Consider the following 21,233-nt stretch of genomic DNA (forward strand, 5'->3'; position numbering starts at 1 on the left):
CGTGCGGACGGCGGCCGGGCTGGAGCGGGGCGTAGACAGGAGCGCAGGCCCGGGCGACGGGCCGCGCGCGCCGCGCCGTGCGCGGCGGGTGCCTTGATGAGGTAGAGAAACCTGTAACAGCTCGCCACGACCTTGCGCTCTTGTCGGCGTAGCCAGTAGGTGCTGGCATGTATGCGGGGACGCAACGCATGGGGGGGCGACACATGAGTGGTCTCACGGTGAATCCGTGGAAGCGGCATGGCAGGGATCGGCTCTACGTGAACCTTCCGGACGGTACCGCCGTCGCGTGGGCAGATCGAGCGTCCAAAACCGTGACCATCAAGGTCCAGGAACATCAGAAGGAAGCGCTGGCCCTGCTCCGCAAGCACCTCGGCAACGACCTTTCCGTGGGGCCCGCTCCTGCTACTGCTTCGGCACCACCCTCTGCGTCTCGCGCTCCACAGTCCATGACCCCCGAGGGGAGGCAGCCCGCAGAGCGGCCGGCGGTTCTCCCGCCCCTCTCTGCCAGTGAGGACTTGGCAAGGAACCGCCCTGGCGCCAAGCTCCTCGGACTCATCGCCGAGAGGGGACCATCAACCGCTCAACGGCTGCGAGCGAAGCTGCTGAGGCAGTCTTCGGAATGGGACAGCTGGTACACCGGCCTTGGCGGCGAGCAGAAAGTCGGGCGGGAGCTGGAACGCCTGTCCTCGCTGGGCTGGCGGACGTTGCACGGCATCGAGAAGAGCAACGGTGGAGACATCGATCATTTACTGATCGGTCCCGGTGGGGTATTTAACATCAACACCAAGACCCACAAGGGCGCCACGGTTTGGGTCGGTGACGCCATGACCAAAGTCAACGGTGGCCAGCCACATCCCTACGGTGCCGCGAGCAAGGCCGAGTCCGACTATGTACGGCGGGTGCTCCGGCGGTACTGCGCCTTCGACGTGCCGGTCGCCCCGGTCCTGGTGTTCGTAGGCGTCGCATCCTTACACCGCGCAGCCACGCAGAACGGCATCCGGGTGTACCAAGAGCGAGAAGTCTCGGCCCTCGGCCCTCTCACAGGCAAGCTCACCTCTGAGCAAGTGGAAGCCGTGTACGCAGCCGCCCGTCACCGGGGAGCTTGGCTGAGGACGTGACCTTCCTCGTCCCGGAGGAGGCGGCTGGTGAAGCCCCTTTGGCAGAGGCGCTCATACGCATCGACCACGTCGTCAGGTACCTGCTGGCTGATCATGAAGCCTTGGTCCGGATAGATCAGCAGTCGTTGGAGAGCGCCTACAAGCATGTCGATGACCATGGGGGCGTCGCCGATCGAGTCGACGTAGTCCTGGAGCGTCATAGGGCTCGAAGCGCTGACGATCTCGACTTCGGGCCACAGCTTCCGCGCCGTGGCGTAGGCCCGCCGCTCCTCGTAGGGCTTACTGATCAGCAGCACTGAGGACACCTCGATGCCGGCGTCGGTGAGGAGATCCCGTGAGAAGCGGATGTTCTCGCCGGTGTTGCGGGCCCGTGGTTCCACCATCACCGCCGAGTCGGGGACGCCGAGTTCGATCGCCCGCTCGCGGTAGTGCACGGCTTCGCCGCGGGGCATGCGTTCGCGTGTCGTCGGGCTGGTCGCCCCGGTGAATACGAGGAGTGGGGTCATGCCGCGCTTGTACAGGTTGGCTGCGGCGTCGGCCACCCCCAGGTCGTGGCTGCCGAGCCCGATCGCCACGGAGCAGGGCCGCGGTGTGTGACCCATCTGGTGGTAGTCCCACAGGCGCTGCGTGTCGGCCCAGTCCTGGGTGGAGATCACTGCTGACCGTTCCTTTCCTTCGCTGAGTCCGGGACCTTGAAGTCGTACTCCCAGGCGAAGCGGGAAGCGGCATGCACCCCAATGGCGAACTCGACCACGGTGCCGTCAGCCGTGTACGTCGTCCGGTGCAGCTCGACCACGGGTTCGCCCGGAGGGAGCTGGAGGAGCTTCACCTCGTCTGCTGTCGGCGTGCGGGCGAAGAGCGACTCCTTCATGTGGTCGATCTCGTAACCCGCGTCGTACAGGACCCGGTAGCCGCCGCCTCGGCCGGCCGGGCCGGGGGTGGGATCGACCAAGCGAGTGCCCTCGACATGCTCGGGGCGGTAGTAGCTGGTCAGCGTGTGCGTCGGCTGATCGCCTTCTTTCACCAGCCGGGCCCGGGCGTAGACCGGAGCTCCGGTTTCCAGGCCATGAGCAGTTGCTACCGCCGATGGGGCGTCAACGAGGCTGACTGTCTGCGTCTGTTCGTTGCGACGGTACGTCCGTCCTGAGGCCACGCGATCCGCGATGAACGCGACCTCGTCGCCGTCGCGCCACTTCGCCTTGTCGTACCGGGCAATACCAAGCCGCTTGAGTGGCACCTGCTGACGCACGACAGTCCCATGGCCGCGCGTGGAGGTGACCAGGCCCTCCGCCTCCAGAGCCTTGTACGCGGCATGGACGGTGGCCTTGGAGCCCTCACCGGCATCAACCAGGTCTCTGATCTGAGGCAAGCGCTGGCCCGGCTGGTACTCACCCCTCTTGATTTGCTCGGCCAGCTTGTCTGCCAGCTCCCGCCACTTGGGCGCCATCTCGTACCCCTCTCAACAGGAACAAGTCAAACACAGTCCTAGGACTGTTGACAGTCCTAGGACTGCGGGCCACTATCTACTCAGTCGCTCGCAGTCCTAGGACAGCGAGTTGGCAGTTCCAGTTCGGGCTGCCCAACAACGTAGGGAGTGCTGATGCCGTCCTTCAAGATCGACACGTCGACCGCTGTGGTGTTCGTGGCCACGGCTCCTACCCCGAAGCTCGTCAGCAAGCAGACCGGTGAGCGCGCGATGGACCGGGAGTCCGGTGCCGGGCTGTCCACGGTGGGCCTGCTGATCTCGGACGAGGGAGAGGGCAACCTCTACCAGGTCACCGTCCCGGAGACCGGTCTCCCCGACGGGCTGACGCCGGGTATGCCGGTCTCGGTCATCGGGCTGAAGGCCCGTGACTGGGAGAACACGTTCAACGGCCAGACCCGTCACGGCATCTCGTTCCGCGCGGTCGCGATCACCCCGATGGGTGCCTGACCATGACCGACGTCTCGACGTTATGGGAGGTCGGCCTCCCGCTCGCCGGAGCCGCCGGCACTCTCGGCTACGCGAAGATCCGCGCGCCGCGCGTCTTCTGGTCGCTGGTCGGACTGCCGATGGCGACCACGCGGTTCGCGGTGACGTACCGCTCGACGATGGACGTGTGCGGGCTGACGGTGCAGCCCTCCCGCTTGCGGGCGTTCATGGTCCGCAACCTCGCCCGCCGTCCGGATGTCCAGCCCGTGCCGCCGAAGATCCGCCGGGTGCGGGTGTCCTCGACCGGGCTGCGGGTCACCCTGCGGCTCCCGGCCGGTCTGGAGCCCGCCGACGTGATGGCGGCCTCGGAGCGGCTGCGGCACGCCTGGGGCGTCCACTCCGTCAACGTGGCGGAGACCCGGCCGGGGTTCGTGGAACTGCGGATGACCGGCTACGACGTGCTGCGGAAGGTGAAGATGCCCCGCGGCGTCCCGAGTGGCCCGATGGCCGTTGCGGTCGCGCTGCGGGAGGACGGCACCGCGTTCGTCCGGGACTACCGCAAGGTCCCGCACGCGCTGACGCTGGGTGCGAACCAGTCGGGCAAGTCCATGTACCAGCGCAACCTGATCGCCGGGCTGGCCCGGCTGCGGGTGGCCCTGGTTGGCATCGACTGCAAGCGGGGTGTCGAGCAGAAGGGATTCGCGCCGCGGCTGTCGGCGCTGGCCATCACCCCCGACGAGGCGTCCGGGCTGCTGGATGCTCTGGTGGCGGAGATGGAAACCCGCTTCGACCTGCTGAGCAACCTCGGCGCCTCCGACGTGTGGGAACTGCCCGACGGCCTCCGTCCGGTACCGGTCGTGCTGCTGGTGGACGAGGTCGCGGAACTCTTCCTCGTCGCCACCAAGAAGGACGAGGAACGCCGGGACCGGATGGTCACCCAGCTGATCCGGCTCGGGCAGATGGCCCGCGCCGCTGGCATCTTCCTGGAGGTCTGCGGCCAGCGCTTCGGCTCCGACCTCGGCAAGGGCGCCACCGCGCTGCGCGCCCAGCTCACCGGCCGTGTCGTGCACCGGGTCAACGACAAGCAGACCGCCGAGATGGGCCTGGCCGACATCGCCCCGGACGCGGTCGTGGCCGTGACCACGATCCCGCCGGACAAGCCCGGCCTCGCGGTGGCCGGTGACACCTCCGGCGGCTGGTCCCGCATCCGCACCCCAGAGTTGAGCGCCGCCGATGCGGCCGCGATCTGCGCCGAGCACGCGCATCTCACCCCGGACATCCCGCATCTGGCGCCGTACCGGCCGGATGTCCCCACCCTCGCCGGGCTCGCCGGGCCCGTTCCGTTGGTGAAGCCGGTTCCGGCAACGAGCTGACGCTCCGCTCCCCTCGGTCGGCGTGACCGCCTCACGCCAGGTCCCTACCCGACCCATGCCCAAAACCGAAAGGGAACCGCCATGAGCACCGCGAAGAAGACCCCGGCCCCGCGCCGCCGCCCGGCCAAGCCCGCGTCCGTCCCGCCGCCCTGCGGCACCTGCGCCGGCACCGGAGAGACCACGACGACTGTCCTCGTCGGACGCAAGCACCGGGCGATCGACGCCACGCAGACCGGACTGTGCCCGGACTGCTTCGGCACCGGCACCACCTGACCCCGGAAGGAGGCGACCTCGTGTTCCGCACCCTCCGCCTCGACGCGGTCCTCATCCAGGCCGTCATCGCCGGTGCCCTGTCCTTCGCCCACCTGCACGACCTGGCGGCCGCGGCCGGACAGGACGGCTGGAAGGCCTGGGCCTACCCGGTCAGCGTCGACCTGCTGCTCGTCGCTGCTTGGCGCCGGATGCGCAAAGACGGCGGCAACCGTGACGCCTGGCTCTGGTTCGCCATCGCCCTGACCGCGTCGCTGGGCGCCAACGTCGCCACCGCCGGACTCCTCGACATGACCGACGTCCCCGACTGGCTGCGCATCCTCGTCGCCGGATGGCCCGCTCTGGCCTTCCTCGGCGGCACCCTCCTCGCCCACGCACCCGCCCCAGAGCCACAGCCGGAGCCCGAACCGGTCGAGGAACCCGAAGTCGCCCCGGAGCTCACCGTGGAGCGCGTCCCCGACCCGGCCCCCGAGCTGCCGCCGGCCGAACCCGCCCCCGTCGAGACACCGCCCGACCTCGACCCCGTTTCCGCGCCGCCTGCGGTGCCGGTGCCGGTGCCGCCCGCCCTGATGGCGCACGCCCAGAAGATCGCGGACGCCCACCGGGCCCAGACCGGCCGGCCCATCGACGCGGAAACCCTCCGCACCCGCCACGGCCTCCCCCCGACCCTCGCGGACTCCATCGCCCTCCAACTCGCCTGATCAGAAAGGAGGTAAGGCCCGTGCGCCCGAACCGCTTCCACTACGTGACCCGGATCGGCCCGGTGCAGGTCGGCACCCACCACGACGGCCGGGGCCGCACCAAGCACACCGCCGTGTGCACCGCTCCGCGCTGCGAGTTCTCCGCCGACTACCACACCCGCGCCGCCGCCGAACTCGCCGCCCGCACCCACCGCTGCAACCCCCGCTGAATCGAAGGGACCCGTCTCGTGGACGTTCCGCTCTGGCTCGCCTTGATCGTCGTCGGCGGCCTCGGTATCAAGCTCATCCGCCCGCCCTGGTGGCTCGTCGCCGTGATCCTCCTCGGCGGCTACCTCCTCGCTGACAGCGTCCTCGCCCCGCTCATCGACTCCACGATCAACAAGTAGGGAGACCTCGTCATGCTCCGACCGCGCATCCCGGTCAACCCGGTCCCGACCGGCATCGTCACCCCGCTCGTCCAGCCGACCAATCCGACCGAAATCGAGCCGTCGACCTGCCACCGTGACCACGCCCCGGTGCCTGTCCCGGCCCCGCCCCGCGTCCAGTCCCCGGCCGTCCGCCTCTCCCCGACCGGCCTCGTCACCGTCGTCGCCGGCGGAGCCGGACTTGTCCTGGTCGTCGGCGCCGTCCTGGTCTCGATGCTCCTCGCGGTGGCCATCACCGGCGTCTCCGTCGCCCTGATCGCCGTCGTCCTGCGCCTCCTCGTCCGCGACATGCAGAGGGGCCGGTGACGGCCATGGACACGCAGACGATCGCGGCGGAGGGCTTACCGGCCCTGGGCTGGGCCCTGCACGGCGGACTGCTCTGGCGCCGTCTGGCCACCGCCCGCCGCGACCCGCTGACCGGCCTGCACACCCGCGCCGGATGGACCGCCCGCGCCGAACGCCTCATCGCCAAACACCCCGGGGCGCTTGTGCTCTTGGTCGACCTGGACGACTTCAAGGCCATCAACGACACCCACGGCCACGCCGCTGGAGACACGGTCCTCACCGCCATCGCACGGCGGCTGGACGGCTGGTGCGGACGCCACGGCATCGCCGCCCGCCTCGGCGGAGACGAGTTCGCCGCCATCACCACCCACCCCGGCACCGCCGGCCTCTTCGGCCTCCGGGCCGCCCTCGGCGAGCCGGTCACGCACCACGGGCATGTCCTGCCGGTCTCCGCCTCGGTCGGCCACTGCTACCCCGGCCGCCTGCCGGTCCCCACCCTCACCGACGCCCTCTCGGCCGCTGACGCGTCGATGTACGCGGCCAAGGGCCACGGCAGGCGCAACACACGCTGAGCGGCCCCCGGGACGGCCTCGGTCGCCAAACTTCCGCCGCCCCGGGCGCCTTCAACCCCATTCCAGATCCACCGGACCCGAAAGGGAGTACTCATCATGTCCCAAACCAGCCCGGCCCCGCGCGTCTGCCGCGACTGTGACGGCTTCGCCACCGCCACCATCACCACCGGTCTCCCCGCCGCTGACGGCACCCGCGACATCGTCCGCGTGAACTGCCCCACCTGCCGGGGTCTCGGCCACACCGTCCCCGCCCTGCGCACCGTCCGCGCCGTACGAGGTGCCGCGTGAACGCGCTGCCCCGGGTCCTGGACCTGTTCTCCTGCGCCGGCGGAGCCGCGATGGGGTACCACCGCGCCGGGTTCGCGGTCGACGGCTGCGACATCGCCGACCGCCCCCGCTACCCCTTCGCCTACCACCAGGGTGATGCCCTCGACTACCTCGCCCGCCTGATCGCCTCGGGGGACATCGAGCGCTACACCCTCGTCCACGCCTCCCCACCCTGCCAGGCCGGTTGCGCCCTCACCGTCGGCACCAACCGTTCCCAGGGGTGGGGCAACACCCACGTCGACCTCGTCGCCCCCACCCGCGAACTCCTCGACGCCACCGGCCTGCCGTACGTGATCGAGCAGCCCAACGGCCGGGCCGCGATCCGCAAGGACCTCACCCTGTGCGGCGAGATGTTCGGCCTCGGCGTCCTGCGGCACCGCAACTTCGAACTCGGCCGCTGGGCCACCCCCACACCGGCCCACCCCCGCCACCGGGGCTACGTACGCGGCCACCGCCACGGCATCCGACGTGAGGGCCCCTACGTCGCCGCGTACGGCAAGGGCGGCGGCAAGGCCACCGTGCCCGAGATGCAGAACGCCATGGAGATCACCTGGACCGACGTCCACGAGGAACTCACCGAGGCGATCCCGCCCGCCTTCACCCGCTGGATCGGCACTGCCTTCATAACCGCCCGACAGGAGGTCCTGGCGTGACCGACGCCGCCACCGCGGCGGGCCTGGACCCGGCCACCCTGAGCGACCTGCTCCGGATGGCCGGGTCCCCCGGCTTCGACCGCCTCACCGACCAGATCCGCCGCACCGGGGGATGCGCCGCACCCATCCGCCTCTCCGGCGGCACCAAGCTCCTCGACCCCGCCACCAAGACCGTGCTCCACGCCTACAACACCGACGCCGAACCCGGCGGAGTCCTCCGCGTCGCCTGCGGCAACAGGCGCGCGTCCCGCTGCCCCGCCTGCGCCTGGACCTACGCCGGCGACACCTACCACCTCATCCGCGCCGGACTCGTCGGCGACAAAGGCACCCCGGAGACCATCCGCGACCACCCCCGGGTCTTCGCCACCCTGACCGCCCCGTCCTTCGGCCCGGTTCACAACCGGCCCGGCGACCGGCCCTGCCGCTGCGGCACCCGCCACGCCGAGGACGCCCCCGAGCTGGGCACCCCGCTCGACCCGTCCGCGTACGACTACGCAGGTGCGGTGCTGTGGAACAACCACGCCTCCGAGCTGTGGCGCTACTTCACGATCTACCTGCGCCGCGAGATCGCCGCCCGCGCCGGCCTCACCCAGAAATCCGCCCGCGAACAGTCCCGGGTCTCCTTCGGCAAGGTCGCCGAGTACCAAAAGCGCGGCGCCGTCCACTTCCACGCCGTTATCCGCTTCGACGGCCCCCAAGGGCCCCACACCCCGCCCCCGGCCTGGGCCACCCTCGACCTGCTCACCGACGCCATCCACGCCGCCGCCGCCCGCGTCCACGTCGTCGTCCCCGCCGCCCCGGCCTACGGCGTCGCCCAGGAACTCACCCTCACCTGGGGCACCCAGCTCGACATCCAGCCCATCGGCGCCTTCGGCCACGGCGAGGAACTCACCGAACAGGCCGTCGCCGCCTACGTCGCCAAGTACGCCACCAAAGCCGCCGAGACCACCGGCACCGTCGACCGCCCCGTCGGCAACAAGGAAGCCCTGATCCTCCTCGACGTCCCCGATCACCCCCGGCGCCTCATGGAAGCCTGCATGGACCTCGATCCGGCCTACCCCGACCGAAGGCTCCGTGCCTGGGCCCACATGCTCGGCTTTCGCGGCCACTTCTCCACCAAATCCCGCCGCTACTCCACCACCCTCGGCGCCCTCCGCCAGGTCCGCGCCGACTACCGCGCCGCCCAGCAACGCGCCGCCCTGGGCCTGCCCGACCCCGACGAACACACGGAGTCGACCCTCCTCGTCGTCGCCCACTGGGCCTACGCCAGCCACGGCACCACCCCGGGGGAGTCATGGCTCGCCGCCAACATCCGCCGCGACATCCAGCACAACCGCGAACACGCCAGAGAGATCCGAACCGAACTAGAAGCACAGGGGGATGAGCTGCTGTGAAGGACGAGCTGATGACCGTGCCGCAGATCCTCGTCGAGTTGGGTGGGGTGTCGCGGCGGACCTTCTACCGCTGGCGTGAGTTGGGGCAGGGACCGGCGGCATTCAAGCTGCCGAATGGCGAGCTGCGGGTCTGGCGCTCGGACTTCTCAGCCTGGCTCCGGAGGCTGGAAGGGGCTGCCGCGTGAAGTCGCTCGACGTCAAGGTCTGGGGTGTTCGTAAGCGGAACACCAAGAAGCCGTCCTATGACGTGCGCTGGGCTGTCGCCGGCCGGGTCTTCTCCGATTCGTTCCGTACGAAGGCACTCGCCGACAGCTACCGCTCCAAGCTGATGCGGGCGGCTCGCGACGGCGAGGAATTCGACACCGAATCCGGCCTTCCGGGCTCCATGGAGGAGAAGAAGTCTTCTCTGACCTGGTATGCCTTCGCGCTGAAGTATCTGGCCATGAAATGGCCGCACGCAGCGCCGAACACGCGCGACGGGATCAACGAATCGCTGACCTCGGTCACGACGGCCCTCCTCGATGATCGTCCAGGGCGCCCGTCCGATGAGCTGCTCCGTAGGGCGCTGAGGAACTGGGCGTTCGTTCTTCCGGGGCCCGACGGCCGTGAGTTGCCGACCGAGATCGGCAACGCGCTGTACTGGGTGGCGAAGGCTTCCCGCCCGCTTTCCGACCTCGCCGACCCGGTGATCGGGCGCGCGGTCCTCGACTCGCTCAAGCTCAAGCTGGACGGCACGGCGGCCGCTGCCGAGACGGTACGGCGTAAGCGCCGGACCCTCGTCAACGCTGTGCACTACGCCGTAGACCTGGGGGAGTTCCCCGAGAACCCGCTCGCTGCGGTTCGCTGGCAGAAGCCCAAGGTGTCCAGTGAGGTGGACCCGAGGGTCGTCGCCAACCCTGAGCAGGCTCGGTCCCTCCTCCACGCGGTCTCGTACATCGGCGGCTACCGACGAGCCCGAGGTCGGCGTCTGGTCGGCCTGTTCGCCGGCATGTACTTCGGAGGGTTCCGACCTGCCGAAGCCGTGGGCCTGGCAGAGCCGGATCTCTCGCTGCCCGACTCCGGGTGGGGCTCCGCACTGCTTCATCGGACTCGCCCGAGCGTCGGGAAGCAGTGGACCGACACGGGGGAGAGCCATGACGACCGCGGCCTGAAGAACCGCCCGACCGAGGACGTCCGCCGGGTGCCCATCCCGCCCCAGCTCGTGGCTGTCTTCCGGGAGCACATCGAGACGTTCGGTACGGCCGAGGACGGGCGCCTGTTCTTCAGCGAGAACGGGGGAGTGGTCTCCTCCTCCACGTACTACCGGGCGTGGCAGGAAGCTCGGGAGCTCGCGCTCCCGCCGGCCGTCGTCGCCTCACCGCTTGCCCGGCGCCCCTACGATCTCCGGCACTCGGCTCTCTCGACGTGGTTGAACGCGGGGGTGGACGCCACCGAGGTTGCCGAGCGAGCCGGCAACAGTGTGGAGGTGCTGTTGAGTCGGTACGCGAAGTGCCTTGACGGCCGTCAGGAAGTAGCCAATCGGCGCATCGAGGACTTGCTCAGCGAGTACGAATAGGCGGTAGCACTCTTATCTGGGCCCAGGTTGTGATTAACCTGGGCCCTTTGGCTGTTCAGGTGCTCTTGTCCGCCCTTCGGCAGCGAGACAATATGACCTCTACTTCTACCGCTCCCACCCGCATGGAGGGTCATGATTCCGCGCACGGAGTACCCGGTATCCAGCCGCATACCCGAAGAAGCTGAGTTCTGGATGCCGACGGAGGAGGACATCCCGGACGATGAAGGGATCGGATACTTTCGCGGCGTCTGGATGATCTTGGGCGTTACATCGGAGGAAGCGCGAACCATCGTCTCTGCTGAGGCGGCGCAGATTGCCGTGCTCGGGGAACTGGCATCTTCGGAGTCGCAGTTCGAAGAGATCGCCCGCGCCTGTGACACCGGCGTGGTGGACGGGGTCCGGGATGAGGCCATCCGCCGTCAGCTCCTTCAGCGGATCCCGAGCTTCTCGGAGGGAGAACCCGAAGACTTCTATGCGGATCTGGGGGATCTGGAGGTCGGGGTAGCTGGCCTGGCGCACGCGCTCTCCTACATCGGCGCCGTGCCGGTCGCGAGCTGCCGCGGTCATGTCTCGGAGCACCGCTGGTCGGAGAACCCCGTGGTGTTCGCTGCCGTGGACAGGCAACGAGCCGAGTGGTTGGAGCCCCTTCTGGACGAGGCAGGGTGCGGGTTCCACATCGACCCGTCGCGTCCTGAGTTCCTTGTGATCGATGCGCCGTCGGTCGTTGAGTCGAACGCGCTCGCCAAGCTGATCGTCGACCGCTTCGACGGTATGGACCGCTTCGACAGATGGCTCGACCTGTCTGCTCTCTGACCGGCGACAACGGCCTTGGCCCTTGTCCACGAATAGTCCACGGCCCCCGACATACGGCCGCTCAGGGCGGCACACGGCTGCACATACGACAAGACCCCGTCCTCAGCGTCAACGCTGGTGGCGGGGTCTTTAGGCACTTCCTGCGAAGTGCCCCCGGCAGGATTCGAACCTGCGCACACGGCTCCGGAGGCCGTTGCTCTATCCCCTGAGCTACGGGGGCGTCCGCCGCGTTCGGCGGCGACGGGTAGAACCCTACCAGCATCTGGGACGTGGCTGTGAACAGGTATTTCCGTCGCGTCACCGGGCCCTCGTTACCCCGCACGGGTCGGAAGTGGGCAAAACCCGGACGCAGCCTCTTCCGGCGACCTACTCTCGTCGTGTGTCAGGCGTGTCCGGCCGGGTGCTTGTTGTCGATGACAACCGCGTGATCCGGCAGTTGATCAGGGTCAACCTCGAGCTTGAGGGCTTCGAGGTCGTGACCGCGGCCGATGGTGCCGAGTGTCTGGATGTCGTTCATCAGGTCTGTCCTGATGTCGTCACCCTCGATGTCGTCATGCCCAGGCTGGACGGGCTGCGAACCGCCGAGCGGCTGCGGTCCGATCCGCGGACCAGTCATGTGCCGGTCGCGATCGTCAGTGCCTGTACCGCGGCCGAGCTGGAGAGTGGCGTCGCGGCCGGCGTCGACGCGTTCCTCGCCAAGCCCTTCGAGCCCACCGAGCTCGTTCGCGTCGTACGGCAGCTCATGCGGCGCGAACGGGGAGAACGCGGCCGGCGCGGGGAGTGCCGCGGCGGCGGACAGGAGGGGCCGTCTGCTGCCCTCGACAGTGGCCGACAAGGGGTCGGACGGGCCGGGGAGCGGGAGCGGCTCTCCTGAGCAGTTTCCATGAGCGGTGCTCCTGGGCCGCGGGCCGGGAGCCTTCAGTCGCAGACATGAATCCTTGAGCCCTTGCGCCCGTGAGGCACTCCCAGCGCAAAGCCCCCCGAGTGACCGCATCGCGAAACCGGTTCGCGTGACGACCCCCCTCCTCCCATACGCTTGTCCCGTGACCCCCGCGGACCTCTCCCTCACCGTGCTGCACGCCGTGCGCCGCGCGGTCGGTGATGGTGCGCTCCGCGTCGCCGTTCCCGAGCGCGTCACGGTCGAGCGGCCCCGGCCCGGTGGGCACGGCGACTGGGTCAGCAGCGTCGCGCTCAAGCTCGCCCGCGCCGCTGGGCGCAAGCCCCTCGACGTCGCCGAGATCCTCAAGGAGCGGCTCCAGCGGAGCCCCGGGATCGCCGCCGTCGACGTCACCGGACCCGGCTTCCTCAACCTCACCCTCGCGACCGGGGCCCAGCAGCGGCTCGTACGGGAGATCCTGCGGCGCGGGCCGCAGTACGGGTGGTGCGCGCCCACCGGACAGCTCGCCCGGCTCAGCCACCGCGCCGACGTACGCGCCGCCGTCACCGCCGACGCGCTGCGGCGGATCCTCCTCTCGCAGGGCTTCCTCGTCCGCACCAGCTGCGAGGACGCCGCCGACCCCGCCTGGGCCGAACTCGGCGTACGGATGGAGGCCGAGGGCGGTCCCGGCCACCCGCCCGCCGGCATCGGCACCACGACGCCCGACCCCGCCCCCCACCACCCCCCGGCCCTCATCGCCCCCCGCCCCGCCCCCCACCCCACCCGCGAACTGGTGCGGCAGCTCGGGGGCGCTGCCGCTCGTTGGGGGCTCCTCTCCGCCGCCGCCCATGACGTACCCCGTCTCGGCGACGACCTTCTCCGCCAGCACGAGGGCAACCCCCTCTACCGCGTCCGGTACGCCCACTCCCGTAGCCGCGCCCTGGTGCGCAACGCCGAGCGGCTGGGGTTCCGGAGTGCGGCCGAGGAGCATGTGGAGGACGGGCGGGTCCTCGCCGACGTCCTCGGTGACCACCCCCTCGTCCTCGCCTCCGCCGCCCGTCTGCGCGCCCCCGACCGGGTCGCCCGGCATCTCGAAGCCGCCGCCGACGCGCTGCTCGACTTCCAGCACACCGTCCTGCCCGTCGGCGACGAGAAACCCTCGGCCGCCCACCGTTCCCGGCTCGCGCTCGCCGAAGCCGCCGGGACGGTGCTCGCCGGTGGCCTCTCCCTGCTCGGCATCAGCGCCCCCGACCAGATGTGAAAGATGCAGACATGAGCCGTTCCGCCCACCCCGCCGGGCCCCGCCACGCCGACGTCCTCCCCGAGGGGCACTACACCGCTCCGCCCGCCGACCTCAACCGCCTCGACCCCAAGGTGTGGGCCAGGACCGTCGGCCGTGCCGACGACGGCGTGGTGACCGTGGGAGGTGTACGCGTCGACGAGCTCCGCGAGCGCTTCGGTACACCCGCCTACTTCCTCGACGAGTCCGACTTCCGCGCCCGCTGCCGCGCCTGGGCCGACGCCTTCGGCCCGCACGCCGACGTGTTCTACGCCGGCAAGGCGTTCCTCTCCCGCGCCGTCGTCCGGTGGCTCAAGGAGGAGGGGCTGAACCTCGACGTGTGCTCCGGCGGTGAGCTCACCACCGCCCTCGACGCCGGCATGCCGGCCGAGCGCATCGCCTTCCACGGCAACAACAAGTCCCACGAGGAGATCCACCGCGCCGTCGAGGCCGGCGTGGGGCGCATCGTCCTCGACTCCTTCCAGGAGATCGTGCGCGTCGCGCACATCGCCCAGTCCCTCGGCAAGCGGCAGCGCGTCCAGATCCGGGTGACGGTGGGCGTGGAAGCCCACACGCACGAGTTCATCGCCACCGCGCACGAGGACCAGAAGTTCGGCATCGCCCTCGCCGGCGGGCAGGCCGCCGAGGCCGTCCGGCGGGCCCTCAAGCTCGACGGGCTCGAACTCATCGGCATCCACTCCCACATCGGGTCCCAGATCTTCGACATGGCGGGCTTCGAGGTCTCCGCCCGGCGCGTCGTCCAGCTGCTCGCCGAGGTACGGGACGAGCACGGCGTCGAGCTGCCCGAGATCGACCTCGGCGGCGGCCTCGGCATCGCCTACACCGCCGACGACGACCCCCGTGAGCCGCACCACATCGCCAAGGCCCTCCACGAGATCGTGACGCGCGAGTGCGAGGCCGCCGGGCTGCGCACGCCGCGCATCTCCGTCGAGCCGGGGCGCGCCATCGTCGGCCCCACCGCCTTCACCCTCTACGAGGTCGGCACCGTCAAGCCCCTCGAAGGGCTGCGGACGTACGTCAGCGTCGACGGCGGCATGTCGGACAACATCCGCACCGCGCTGTACGACGCCGAGTACAGCGTCGCCCTGGTGTCGCGGACCAGCGACGCCGAGCCCATGCTCTCCCGTGTCGTCGGCAAGCACTGCGAGAGCGGTGACATCGTGGTCAGGGACGCCTTCCTGCCCGCCGACATCGCCCCCGGCGACCTGATCGCAGTACCCGCCACCGGGGCCTACTGCCGCTCCATGGCGAGCAACTACAACCACGCCCTTCGCCCGCCCGTCGTCGCCGTCCGCGACGGCGAGGCCCGGGTGATCGTCCGGCGCGAGACGGAGGAAGATCTCCTGCGTCTCGATGTCGGCTGATGAAATAGTCGTCTCAGGATCCGGACGGAGGGCAGAAACCTCCGTCCGGTGAGTGAGACTGGTCCCACCGTAGAGATACGAAGTAGTACGAGAAACGAGGTCGGATGATGCGTACGCGTCCGCTGAAGGTGGCGCTGCTGGGCTGTGGTGTGGTCGGCTCAGAGGTGGCGCGCATCATGACGACGCACGCCGACGACCTCGCCGCGCGCATCGGCGCCCCGGTCGAGCTCGCCGGCGTGGCGGTCCGCCGCCCCGACAAGGTCCGCGAGGGCATCCCCGCCGAGCTGATCACCACCGACGCCACCGCCCTGGTCAAACGGGGCGACATCGACGTCGTCGTCGAGGTCATCGGCGGGGTCGAGCCGGCCCGCACCCTCATCACCACCGCCTTCGAGCACGGCGCCTCCGTCGTCTCGGCCAACAAGGCGCTCCTCGCCCAGGACGGCGCGAGCCTCTACGCCTCCGCCGACGAGCACGGGCAGGACCTGTACTACGAGGCCGCCGTCGCGGGCGCCATCCCGCTCATCCGGCCGCTGCGCGAGTCCCTCGCCGGCGACAAGATCAACCGGGTCATGGGCATCGTCAACGGCACCACCAACTTCATCCTCGACCGGATGGACACCAACGGCGCCGGCTACTCCGAAGCCCTCGACGAGGCCACCGCCCTCGGGTACGCGGAAGCCGACCCGACCGCCGACGTGGAGGGGTTCGACGCCGCCGCCAAGGCCGCCATCCTCGCCGGTATCGCCTTCCACACGCGCGTGCGTCTCGACGACGTCTACCGCGAGGGCATGACCGAGGTCACCGCCGCCGACTTCGCCTCCGCGAAGCGGATGGGCTGCACCATCAAGCTGCTCGCCATCTGCGAGCGCTCCGCCGACGGCGGGTCCGTCACCGCGCGCGTGCACCCCGCGATGATCCCGCTCAGCCACCCGCTCGCCTCCGTCCGCGAGGCCTACAACGCGGTCTTCGTCGAGGCGGAGGCCGCCGGGCGGCTCATGTTCTACGGCCCCGGCGCCGGCGGCTCTCCGACCGCCTCGGCCGTCCTCGGCGACCTGGTCGCCGTGTGCCGCAACAAGCTCAACGAGGCCACCGGCCCCGGCGAGTCCGCGTACACCCAGCTGCCCGTGAGCCCCATGGGCGACGTGGTGACGCGGTACCACATCAGCCTCGACGTGGCCGACAAGCCGGGCGTCCTCGCCCAGGTGGCGACGGTCTTCGCCGAGCACGGGGTGTCGATCGACACCGTCCGCCAGACCGGCAAGGACGGCGAGGCCTCCCTCGTCGTCGTCACCCACCGCGCGCCCGACGCCGCCCTCTCCGGGACCGTCGAGGCGCTGCGCAAGCTCGACACCGTGCGCGGTGTCGCCAGCATCATGCGTGTTGAAGGGGAGTAAGGACCCATGACCAGCAAGGGCACCCACCAGTGGCGCGGCATCATCGAGGAGTACCGGGACCGCCTTCCGGTCACGGACACGACGCCGGTCGTCACGCTCCGTGAGGGCGGTACGCCGCTCGTCCCCGCTCAGGTCCTCTCCGAGCGCACGGGCTGCGAGGTGCACCTCAAGGTCGAGGGCGCCAACCCCACCGGGTCCTTCAAGGACCGCGGCATGACCATGGCCATCACCCGGGCCAAGGAGGAGGGCGCGCAGGCGGTCATCTGCGCCTCCACCGGGAACACCTCGGCGTCCGCGGCCGCTTACGCGGTCCGCGCCGGCATGGTGTCCGCCGTCCTCGTGCCGCAGGGCAAGATCGCGCTCGGCAAGATGGGCCAGGCCCTCGTGCACGGCGCGAAGATCCTCCAGGTCGACGGCAACTTCGACGACTGCCTCACCCTGGCCCGCGCCCTCTCCGACAACTACCCGGTGGCGCTGGTCAATTCGGTCAACCCGGTCCGTATCGAGGGCCAGAAGACCGCCGCGTTCGAGATCGTGGACATGCTCGGCGACGCGCCCGACATCCATGTGCTGCCCGTCGGCAACGCCGGCAACATCACGGCGTACTGGAAGGGGTACCGCGAGTACGCCGCGGACGGCCTCTCCACGCGCACCCCGCGCATGTGGGGCTTCCAGGCCTCCGGCTCCGCGCCGCTCGTGCGCGGCGAGGTCGTCAAGGACCCGTCGACCATCGCCACCGCGATCCGGATCGGCAACCCGGCCTCCTGGGACTTCGCGATCGCGGCCCGGGACGAGTCGGGCGGCTTCATCGACGAGGTGACGGACCGTGAGATCCTGCGCGCCTACCGCCTGTTGGCCTCTCAGGAGGGCGTCTTCGTCGAGCCCGCCTCCGCCGCCTCCGTCGCCGGTCTGCTGAAGGCGGCCGAGCAGGGCAAGGTCGACCCGGGTCAGCGGATCGTCTGCACCGTCACCGGAAACGGCCTCAAGGACCCGGACTGGGCGGTCGCCGGAGCGCCGCAGCCCGTCACGGTCCCGGTCGACGCCGCGGCCGCCGCCCAGCGCCTCGGCCTCGCCTGATCCTCGGGTGTGCGCCTCTCCGGGAACCCCGGAGGGGCAAACCCGATCAGGAACGTACATAGGCGCACAGGAAGGCTCGCGACACGCATCGTGCGCCTCCTGTGCGCCCTATGTCGCCGCAGAACCTTCCTTCGATAGGCTGTACCGAACCCGCCCCGTTGCATATGCGCGGTGTCGTTGCCGTTGTCGCCCCCCGAGGCAGAGACGGCCCCCGGGTCCCGCGTACCTCTCTTGCCCCACCCCGCAGTCACACCGCCGCAGCATCACCCCGCAGTGAAACCCCCGCAGTCGCAAGTCAAGGAGAGTCATCGAGCGATGGCCGGTCCCGCGTTCCGCGCCGCCGCCGTACGGGTGCGCGTTCCCGCCACCAGCGCCAACCTCGGCCCGGGCTTCGACGCCTTCGGCCTGTCGCTGGGCCTCTACGACGACGTCGTCGTCCGAGTCGCCGACTCCGGGCTGCACATCGACATCGCGGGCGAGGGCGCCGAGACGCTCCCGCGCGATGAGAGCCACCTGCTCGTACGTTCCCTGCGCACGGCCTTCGACCTGCTCGGCGGTCAGCCGCGCGGCCTCGAGGTCGTCTGCGCCAACCGCATCCCGCACGGCCGCGGCCTCGGCTCCTCCTCCGCCGCCATCTGCGCCGGCATCGTCGCCGCCCGCGCCGTGACCATAGGCGGGGACGCCCGTCTCGACGAGACCGCGCTGCTGGAGCTGGCCACCGAGATCGAGGGGCACCCCGACAACGTCGCCGCCTGCCTCCTCGGCGGCTTCACGCTCGCCTGGACCGACTCCGGCGCCGCCCGCGCGATCAGGATGGATCCCGCCGATTCCATCGTTCCGGTGGTTTTCGTCCCCGGGAAGCCCGTACTGACCGAGACCGCCCGCGGACTGCTGCCGCGCACCGTCCCGCACGTCGACGCCGCCGCCAACGCGGGGCGCGCCGCGCTCCTGGTGGAGGCGCTGACCCGCCGCCCCGAGCTGCTGCTCGCGGCCACCGAGGACCGGCTCCACCAGGAGTACCGGGCCCCCGCGATGCCGGAGAGCATCGCCCTTGTGAACCGGCTGCGGGCGGACGGCGTCCCCGCGGTCATCTCCGGCGCGGGCCCCACGGTGCTCGCGCTGGCCGAACACGGGACGGCCGACAAGGTCGCCCGACTGGCGGGCGAGGGATGGGCCGCGAACCGGCTCGACCTCGATGTGTCCGGAGCGAGTGTTCTGCCGCTCGCGCCCTAGGCGCGAGCGCGACACGTCCGGACACGGGATTGCCGGTGATGGAGAGGGGGAATGTTTGTTGGAGCCGGTAGTGTTAACCTCAAGTCTGCACCCGACGTCTTTGTGGCGCGGTGCTGAGTGTCCCCATCAGGGACCACCCATTCTTCCGGGAGCCTCCCCAACTGCCTGAGCAGCCTGCCTGAGCAGTTTCGAGCACGCTCCGGAACCGGCACGACACCCCTCGCTCTTCCTCGCTGAGGGCCGAGCAGGGGGCCTCGGGCCGGACCCACAGCACGTTTTCTCTCTCCGCCGTACCCGGCGGGACCACCGCCCCGACCCGGTCCAGAAGCAGGATCGTCGTCGGACAGCACAACCGGTCGCCGAGCCAGATGGCCGACGTCCGCTCCAGGGAAGGACCCTTCGTGAGCGACACCACCGATCTGATGGGCGTGACTGCCGACAACAGTGTCGACACCGCCGCGCCCGCCGCAGGTGCTGCCACTGGCACCACCGCACGGCGCCGCCGCTCCGGCACCGGCCTCGAGGGCATGGTCCTGGCCGAGCTGCAGCAGGTCGCGTCCGGCCTCGGCATCAGGGGCACCGCGCGTATGCGCAAGAGCCAGCTGATCGAGGTCATCAAGGAGGCGCAGGGTGGTGGGGGCTCCGCCGCCCCCGCCAAGGCCGCCGACGCCGTCGAGACCAAGCCGAAGCGCCGCGCCACCTCCAAGGCCCGCGCCGGTGACTCCGCCGCCGAGGCCGAGCCGAAGGCCGACAAGGCCGAGAAGGCCGTCGCCCAGCAGCAGATCGACATCCCCGGCCAGCCGGCCTCCGACGACCAGCCGGTCGGTGAGCGCCGCCGCCGCCGGGCCACCGCCCCGGCCGGCAGCCCGGAGAACGAGGCCAAGGGCGAGACCGCCCAGGCCGTGAAGACCGACACCAAGGTCGAGGCGCGTACGGAGACCCGTACGGACACCCGTACCGACGCCTCCTCCGACGGCAAGGCCGAGGGCGGGGTCGACACCGCCGAGGGCCGTGGCCGTCGTGACCGCGGTGAGCGGGGCGACCGGGGTGACCGCCAGCGTGACCGCGGCGACCGTCAGCGCGACCGCCGTGACCGCGGCAAGGGCGACGAGCAGCAGGGCGGTGGCCAGGGCGGCCAGCGCCAGCAGCGTCAGGGTGGCCCGCAGGGTCAGCAGGGCGGCCCGCAGGACGACTTCGACGACGAGGGCGGCCGTCGTGGCCGTCGTGGCCGCTACCGCGACCGCCGTGGCCGTCGCGGGCGCGACGAGTTCGCCGCCGGCGAGCCGCAGGTGTCCGAGGACGACGTCCTGATCCCCGTCGCGGGCATCCTGGACATCCTCGACAACTACGCGTTCATCCGGACCTCCGGCTACCTCCCCGGCCCGAACGACGTGTACGTCTCCCTCGCCCAGGTCCGCAAGAACGGCCTGCGCAAGGGTGACCACGTCACCGGCGCCGTGCGTCAGCCGAAGGAGGGCGAGCGCCGCGAGAAGTTCAACGCGCTGGTCCGCCTGGACTCCTCGAACGGCATGGCCGCCGACTCCGGCCGCGGCCGCCCGGAGTTCAACAAGCTGACCCCGCTCTACCCGCAGGACCGGCTCCGTCTGGAGACCGACCCGGGCGTGCTGACCACCCGGATCATCGACCTCGTGTCGCCGATCGGCAAGGGCCAGCGAGGCCTGATCGTGGCCCCGCCGAAGACCGGCAAGACCATGATCATGCAGGCGATCGCCAACGCGATCACCACCAACAACCCCGAGTGCCACCTGATGGTCGTCCTGGTCGACGAGCGTCCGGAAGAGGTCACCGACATGCAGCGGTCGGTCAAGGGCGAGGTCATCTCCTCGACCTTCGACCGTCCGGCCGAGGACCACACCACCGTCGCCGAGCTGGCCATCGAGCGCGCCAAGCGCCTCGTGGAGCTGGGTCACGACGTGGTCGTCCTGCTGGACTCCATCACCCGTCTGGGCCGCGCGTACAACCTCGCGGCGCCCGCCTCCGGCCGCATCCTGTCCGGTGGTGTCGACTCGACCGCGCTCTACCCGCCGAAGCGCTTCTTCGGTGCCGCGCGCAACATCGAGGACGGCGGCTCGCTGACCATCCTGGCCACCGCGCTGGTCGACACCGGCTCGCGCATGGACGAGGTGATCTTCGAGGAGTTCAAGGGCACCGGCAACATGGAGCTCAAGCTCGACCGGAAGCTCGCCGACAAGCGCATCTTCCCGGCGGTGGACGTCGACGCGTCCGGCACCCGTAAGGAAGAGATCCTGCTCGGCAGCGACGAGCTCGCCGTCACCTGGAAGCTGCGCCGCGTGCTGCACGCGCTCGACCAGCAGCAGGCGATCGAGCTGCTGCTCGACAAGATGAAGCAGACGAAGTCGAACGGCGAGTTCCTGCTGCAGATCCAGAAGACGACCCCGGGCGCCGGAAACGGCAACGACTAGTCGAGATCCTGGTCACACGGCGGTAGTGCGGGCGCCGGCCCGTAGTACCGCCGTGACCTGCGTGAAGACCACTGTGCCCACCGTGCCTCGCACGGTGGGCACCGTGCGTTCCGGGGGTCGTCGGAGGCTCGCTCATCCGAAGC

Annotated in this window: 24 protein-coding genes and 1 tRNA gene; 22 read left to right on the forward strand and 3 right to left on the reverse strand. The window is 70.3% G+C overall.

Going from position 1 to position 21,233, the window contains the following annotated elements; genetic code table 11:
• Positions 1-311 precede the first annotated feature (311 nt).
• A complete protein-coding gene (locus ACIRB4_RS05095) occupies positions 312-1,118 on the forward strand; it encodes a nuclease-related domain-containing protein (RefSeq protein ID WP_403288490.1) in 807 nt (268 codons plus the stop codon).
• On the opposite strand, the gene ACIRB4_RS05100 is transcribed toward ACIRB4_RS05095, so the two are convergent.
• Complete coding sequence (locus ACIRB4_RS05100) at positions 1,091-1,774, reverse strand: YdcF family protein (RefSeq protein WP_403288491.1); 684 nt, start codon at positions 1,772-1,774, stop codon at positions 1,091-1,093. The genes ACIRB4_RS05095 and ACIRB4_RS05100 overlap by 28 nt on opposite strands.
• A complete protein-coding gene (locus ACIRB4_RS05105; protein WP_403288492.1) occupies positions 1,771-2,565 on the reverse strand; it encodes a GntR family transcriptional regulator in 795 nt (264 codons plus the stop codon). Before ACIRB4_RS05105 ends, ACIRB4_RS05100 begins: the two co-directional genes overlap by 4 nt.
• A 153-nt stretch (positions 2,566-2,718) precedes the next feature.
• Between ACIRB4_RS05105 and ACIRB4_RS05110 the strand changes: the two genes are divergently transcribed.
• From ACIRB4_RS05110 to ACIRB4_RS05175, 14 genes are all read left to right on the forward strand, one after another.
• A complete protein-coding gene (locus tag ACIRB4_RS05110; protein WP_359211539.1) occupies positions 2,719-3,051 on the forward strand; it encodes a hypothetical protein in 333 nt (110 codons plus the stop codon).
• 2 nt (positions 3,052-3,053) lie between these two features.
• Positions 3,054-4,403, forward strand: a complete 1,350-nt coding sequence (locus tag ACIRB4_RS05115) for an FtsK/SpoIIIE domain-containing protein (protein WP_403288493.1) — start codon at positions 3,054-3,056, stop codon at positions 4,401-4,403.
• Between the two features lie 81 nt (positions 4,404-4,484).
• On the forward strand, positions 4,485-4,676 hold the full coding sequence (locus ACIRB4_RS05120) for a hypothetical protein (protein WP_403288494.1): 192 nt from the start codon (positions 4,485-4,487) through the stop codon (positions 4,674-4,676).
• Between the two features lie 20 nt (positions 4,677-4,696).
• Complete coding sequence (locus ACIRB4_RS05125; RefSeq protein ID WP_403288495.1) at positions 4,697-5,374, forward strand: DUF2637 domain-containing protein; 678 nt, start codon at positions 4,697-4,699, stop codon at positions 5,372-5,374.
• 20 nt (positions 5,375-5,394) lie between these two features.
• Positions 5,395-5,583 (forward strand): mobile element transfer protein, encoded by a 189-nt coding sequence (locus ACIRB4_RS05130; RefSeq protein WP_403288497.1) that lies wholly within the window; start codon positions 5,395-5,397, stop codon positions 5,581-5,583.
• A gap of 18 nt (positions 5,584-5,601) precedes the next feature.
• Positions 5,602-5,760, forward strand: a complete 159-nt coding sequence (locus tag ACIRB4_RS05135; RefSeq protein WP_107058081.1) for a hypothetical protein — start codon at positions 5,602-5,604, stop codon at positions 5,758-5,760.
• Positions 5,761-5,772: 12 nt separating this feature from the next.
• Positions 5,773-6,105 (forward strand): SpdD-like protein, encoded by a 333-nt coding sequence (locus ACIRB4_RS05140; protein WP_403288498.1) that lies wholly within the window; start codon positions 5,773-5,775, stop codon positions 6,103-6,105.
• Positions 6,106-6,110: 5 nt separating this feature from the next.
• Entirely contained in the window at positions 6,111-6,656 is a 546-nt protein-coding gene (locus ACIRB4_RS05145; protein ID WP_403288500.1) for a GGDEF domain-containing protein, read from the forward strand.
• A gap of 96 nt (positions 6,657-6,752) precedes the next feature.
• Positions 6,753-6,944: a hypothetical protein gene (locus ACIRB4_RS05150; protein ID WP_403288501.1), complete on the forward strand. Its 192-nt coding sequence runs from the start codon at positions 6,753-6,755 to the stop codon at positions 6,942-6,944.
• 50 nt (positions 6,945-6,994) lie between these two features.
• Positions 6,995-7,636: a DNA methylase gene (locus ACIRB4_RS05155; RefSeq protein WP_403288678.1), complete on the forward strand. Its 642-nt coding sequence runs from the start codon at positions 6,995-6,997 to the stop codon at positions 7,634-7,636.
• Positions 7,633-9,030, forward strand: a complete 1,398-nt coding sequence (gene repSA / locus ACIRB4_RS05160) for a replication initiator protein RepSA (RefSeq protein WP_403288502.1) — start codon at positions 7,633-7,635, stop codon at positions 9,028-9,030. Before ACIRB4_RS05155 ends, repSA begins: the two co-directional genes overlap by 4 nt.
• 11 nt (positions 9,031-9,041) lie before the next feature.
• On the forward strand, positions 9,042-9,215 hold the full coding sequence (locus ACIRB4_RS05165) for a helix-turn-helix transcriptional regulator (RefSeq protein ID WP_403288680.1): 174 nt from the start codon (positions 9,042-9,044) through the stop codon (positions 9,213-9,215).
• The gene (locus ACIRB4_RS05170; RefSeq protein WP_403288503.1) at positions 9,212-10,585 is read left to right on the forward strand and encodes a tyrosine-type recombinase/integrase; all 1,374 of its coding nucleotides are present in this window, start codon (positions 9,212-9,214) and stop codon (positions 10,583-10,585) included. Before ACIRB4_RS05165 ends, ACIRB4_RS05170 begins: the two co-directional genes overlap by 4 nt.
• A gap of 132 nt (positions 10,586-10,717) precedes the next feature.
• Positions 10,718-11,398: a hypothetical protein gene (locus ACIRB4_RS05175; protein ID WP_403288505.1), complete on the forward strand. Its 681-nt coding sequence runs from the start codon at positions 10,718-10,720 to the stop codon at positions 11,396-11,398.
• A 148-nt stretch (positions 11,399-11,546) separates the two neighbouring features.
• Here the strand turns inward: ACIRB4_RS05175 and ACIRB4_RS05180 are convergent.
• A tRNA-Arg gene (locus ACIRB4_RS05180) sits at positions 11,547-11,618 on the reverse strand.
• Between the two features lie 111 nt (positions 11,619-11,729).
• Here ACIRB4_RS05180 and ACIRB4_RS05185 point away from each other — a divergent pair.
• From ACIRB4_RS05185 to rho, 7 genes are all read left to right on the forward strand, one after another.
• Positions 11,730-12,272, forward strand: coding sequence for a response regulator (locus ACIRB4_RS05185; protein WP_403288507.1), 543 nt, complete (start codon positions 11,730-11,732; stop codon positions 12,270-12,272).
• A gap of 169 nt (positions 12,273-12,441) precedes the next feature.
• Positions 12,442-13,536 (forward strand): ArgS-related anticodon-binding protein NrtL, encoded by a 1,095-nt coding sequence (gene nrtL, locus ACIRB4_RS05190; RefSeq protein ID WP_403288508.1) that lies wholly within the window; start codon positions 12,442-12,444, stop codon positions 13,534-13,536.
• 11 nt (positions 13,537-13,547) lie between these two features.
• A complete protein-coding gene (gene lysA / locus ACIRB4_RS05195; protein WP_403288509.1) occupies positions 13,548-14,939 on the forward strand; it encodes a diaminopimelate decarboxylase in 1,392 nt (463 codons plus the stop codon).
• A gap of 104 nt (positions 14,940-15,043) precedes the next feature.
• Positions 15,044-16,336: a homoserine dehydrogenase gene (locus ACIRB4_RS05200; protein WP_403288510.1), complete on the forward strand. Its 1,293-nt coding sequence runs from the start codon at positions 15,044-15,046 to the stop codon at positions 16,334-16,336.
• Positions 16,337-16,342: 6 nt separating this feature from the next.
• A complete protein-coding gene (gene thrC / locus ACIRB4_RS05205) occupies positions 16,343-17,413 on the forward strand; it encodes a threonine synthase (protein WP_403288511.1) in 1,071 nt (356 codons plus the stop codon).
• A 315-nt stretch (positions 17,414-17,728) separates the two neighbouring features.
• Positions 17,729-18,646 (forward strand): homoserine kinase, encoded by a 918-nt coding sequence (thrB, locus tag ACIRB4_RS05210; RefSeq protein WP_403288512.1) that lies wholly within the window; start codon positions 17,729-17,731, stop codon positions 18,644-18,646.
• Between the two features lie 401 nt (positions 18,647-19,047).
• A complete protein-coding gene (rho, locus tag ACIRB4_RS05215; protein ID WP_403288513.1) occupies positions 19,048-21,090 on the forward strand; it encodes a transcription termination factor Rho in 2,043 nt (680 codons plus the stop codon).
• Positions 21,091-21,233: the final 143 nt, after the last annotated feature.

It is taken from the genome of Streptomyces sp. NPDC093600, assembly GCF_044764755.1.
Classification (GTDB): Bacteria; Actinomycetota; Actinomycetes; order Streptomycetales; family Streptomycetaceae; genus Streptomyces.